This is a genomic window from Novacetimonas cocois, from assembly GCF_003311635.1.
Lineage (GTDB): Bacteria > Pseudomonadota > Alphaproteobacteria > Acetobacterales > Acetobacteraceae > Novacetimonas > Novacetimonas cocois.
Window position 1 is genome coordinate 1 of record NZ_QEXL01000025.1, and the last position, 3,144, is coordinate 3,144.

At 54.6% G+C, this 3,144-nt stretch carries 3 protein-coding genes and 2 pseudogenes (1 of these 5 only partly in view); all 5 read right to left on the bottom strand.

What is annotated here, in order from left to right; genetic code table 11:
• Positions 1 to 51 precede the first annotated feature (51 nt).
• On the bottom strand, positions 52 to 228 hold the full coding sequence (locus NJLHNGOC_RS16060; protein ID WP_165837949.1) for a hypothetical protein: 177 nt from the start codon (positions 226 to 228) through the stop codon (positions 52 to 54).
• A 351-nt stretch (positions 229 to 579) separates the two neighbouring features.
• Positions 580 to 2,412, bottom strand: a complete 1,833-nt coding sequence (locus tag NJLHNGOC_RS14380; protein WP_113596983.1) for a hypothetical protein — start codon at positions 2,410 to 2,412, stop codon at positions 580 to 582.
• A 141-nt stretch (positions 2,413 to 2,553) separates the two neighbouring features.
• Entirely contained in the window at positions 2,554 to 2,919 is a 366-nt protein-coding gene (locus NJLHNGOC_RS14385; RefSeq protein ID WP_408890981.1) for a tetratricopeptide repeat protein, read from the bottom strand.
• Positions 2,873 to 3,025, bottom strand: a pseudogene (locus NJLHNGOC_RS16700) (tetratricopeptide repeat protein); the annotation flags it as partial. The pseudogene NJLHNGOC_RS16700 and the gene NJLHNGOC_RS14385, both read right to left, overlap by 47 nt.
• Positions 3,026 to 3,053: 28 nt before the next feature.
• Positions 3,054 to 3,144, bottom strand: a pseudogene (locus tag NJLHNGOC_RS16705) (tetratricopeptide repeat protein) (its annotated part continues 68 nt past the right edge of the window); the annotation flags it as partial.

Consider the following 3,144-nt stretch of genomic DNA (forward strand, 5'->3'; position numbering starts at 1 on the left):
CGCTGGCCAAAGCCTTAGCGTAGGATTTCGCCCCCTCCCGCAAACGACCCCTTATTCACGAAAACTTACTCCTTTTTTGATATCGGTTGCCATCCTGCTCAACAGGCCAGTGGTCTTGCGTGACAGGGTGGCCGGAATTTCGATACCGGCCTCATTCAGGCGTTGCACCATATCAATCAGGCTCTCCACCTGATTAATATCGACCGGCTTCCGCTCTCTCACAGTCAACGAGCGTCCGCCTTTGACGTGCGCCCCGGAAATGTAACCATTTAAAAGTAGAGTCCGACCGGATCGACTGTGTCCCATAACTTGGCGTAGGAGCACTGGCCCTCGACAGGTTCGAGGTTATCAGGAGGCCACGGCGGACAGGCCCCGCATCTGCGGTGCATCGAACAAGTGAAGAACGCGCTGCCTCCACGAACTCCTGCCCTGTCACTGGGAAGCCCGTCACCAGGACCACAATATCATCTCAGCCTGAAAATGCCCGCATCTCTCCCCAGATGGTTACTTTGAAAAATATTACGCAGAAACCTCTTTTTGGATTCGCAATACTTTTGGGAACTGCTTTTCCCGTTCAGATCAGATCCCGCGTATCAGCTTGATCTTCTTGCGCAGCGCGCGTTCGGCCCAGCGCATATTGTCTGCACGCAGGATCTCGCACCCAAGACTGCGCAATACCGCCCTTTGCTGCCCCTGCACAATCTGCGGCGGCAGATTGGTCATCTTGCCAAAGGGATGCTTGAGCCGTTTATCAGCACGCTTGAACAGGGCAAGTATCATCTCATAATCCGCCAGATCATCCGTCAGACCAGAAAATTCCAGATAGCTGAGCAGGATGATCGCCATGGCCATGCCAAGCCGCGCCATATGTTCCAGCGCGGACAGCAGCGTTCCCGCCCATGGCTGCGTCGTGATATCGAGGAAGCCGAACGTGACGTGAAGCGTGATGATGACCAGGCTGATGACACTCAGGCCGAACAACCCGATCGCCGACCTGTTAATCAACTTCTGTTTCTTGCGGTCGGGGGTGATCTTATACTGATCGTAATAGGTTATCTGCCCCTGAAGCCACTCGCGGCGCACATATTCCAGCTTATCGGCATAGTCATCATCCGTGTACGAACTCAGGCTCCCCCCCTGCAGGGCACGCCGCACAAAACTCATCATGTCATGGTGATGGTGAGTGGGCGGATATTGCAGAAAGATCCCATCACGAATACCAAGCAGGTTCCAGTAATCCTGAATCCGCATTCCTTCGACCAGAACCCGCAGGTAGATCGTATCTTCCCTCAGGGTTTTCCAGTTCGAGAATTTGACAAACGCAAGAATCAGAAAAAAGCTGACCAGCGAACCAACCAGGGAAAATTTGACCCACATTGCGGGATCACCGGCGGCACGGTTCGTCAGGATGACGGTCAATCCCATGGCGATGAACAGCCAGCCGAAATTTTTACGGACTTTGCTGGTCTTTTCGGTGATATTGCGATCAAGGACTTCTCGTGTGACGCAAAGTCTGGTCTGGTATTGGGGATAATCCTTCGGCGCGGGAGGTACCCCGCGTTTGACAAGATCGTCCTGCACAACCCCGTTCCATGTGGCGATCCTGTCAAGATCGGCAAGAATTCCTTCCGAAGATACACCAATTGCAATCTCGTCAAGAGACAGGCATTTACGCTGCCCTTCCGTCCATTCCACTTCGAACGGCTTCCTCCCCTCGCCTAGGGTAGGGTCATTTGTCCTGGCGCAGAAAATCTTGCAAACCAGTCCGATATCCGGCGGATAGAGCGGATTTTGCGGTACCACGGTCGGAAGCATGTCAACGCAGAACCCTTCGGGCATGGTCTCGCCGACCATGGGCTCGAGGAAGCCATTTTCCCGGAAGTTGACGATCTGCGCGGTGCCCCCTAATCCGTTGGGCTGCTTGCCATTCCACATGGCAACCATGATGTGGCTGCGCTGTGCGATATGGATCCCGACAGAGGCATATTGCAGATCGCGATAGATCCTGTCCGGGCCTTCCTTGAGGGGATATTCAACCTGCGCCTCCGAACCGGGAATCACGGTCGGGATCACCTGACATGTCTGCGCCTTGTCAAGCAGGTCCTTGAATATCGCCTTATCCGGTTCGGTAAAATCATGCAGGTAATCATCAATTTCCAAAGGCAGGACAGCATGGAGTTCCCATCCGAGACTCAACGCCACATCAGCAAAAAGACAGTCCGCCCCCGCTGCTAGCGCCGACAGGGCACGAAGCGGACTGTTGGGAAAACGATATCTGATCGCCTCCATCTGCCCTATCAGGATTTCCCTGACCTTGTCAGGATCGCTCAGGTTACGATGTCCGGTCACGCCGACCGTAATGGGAATGCCATAAAGGGGGAGTTTTTTTTCAGAAGAGGCGGAAGCAGGCATTACAGAAAAACTCTTGTGGCTGGATGAATAAAATAATGTTGTTTCGATCCCGTTCCTGTACGGAGAGGGGATCGAAACAGGACATTTCCCGGATATCAGGTCCGTCTCGCCAATGCGTGCGGAATCTAGCCTACGGGATCCTTATGATCCGTGCGGTTCGGTCAGGCTGGCAAGCAGTTGTTCGGCCTCCTGTTCCCGTCCTGTGGCACGATAAACCGCAGCCAGATTATTCAGGCTTGTCGCGATATCCGGATGCCCGAGCGGCAGCGCGTTGCGGATGATGTCCAGCGCTTCGACGTACAGCGGCTCCGCTTCCTTATAGCGTCTCTGTATATAGTAAAGAGATGCTAGGTTGCTCAGGCTCGTCGCTAGAGACGGATGCTCGGGCGGCAGCGCCTTGCGCCAGATCGCAAGTGCTTCGACCAACAGCGGCTCCGCTTCCTTGTAGCGACCCTGTGCATAGTAAAGANGACGCCAGTTTGTCCAGGCTCCTCGCGATATCCGAATGCCTGTGCGGCGGCGCCTTGCGACGGATGTCCAGCGCTTCGACCAACAGCGGCTCCACTTCCTTGTAGCGACCCTGTGCATAGTAAAGAACAGCCAGATTGTTCAGGCTCNGTCATGATAGACGGATGCCTGTGTGGCAGCGCCTTGCGACGGATGTCCAGCGCTTCGACATACAGCGGCTCCGCTTCCTTGTAGCGACCCTGTGCATAGTAAAGAACAGCCAGA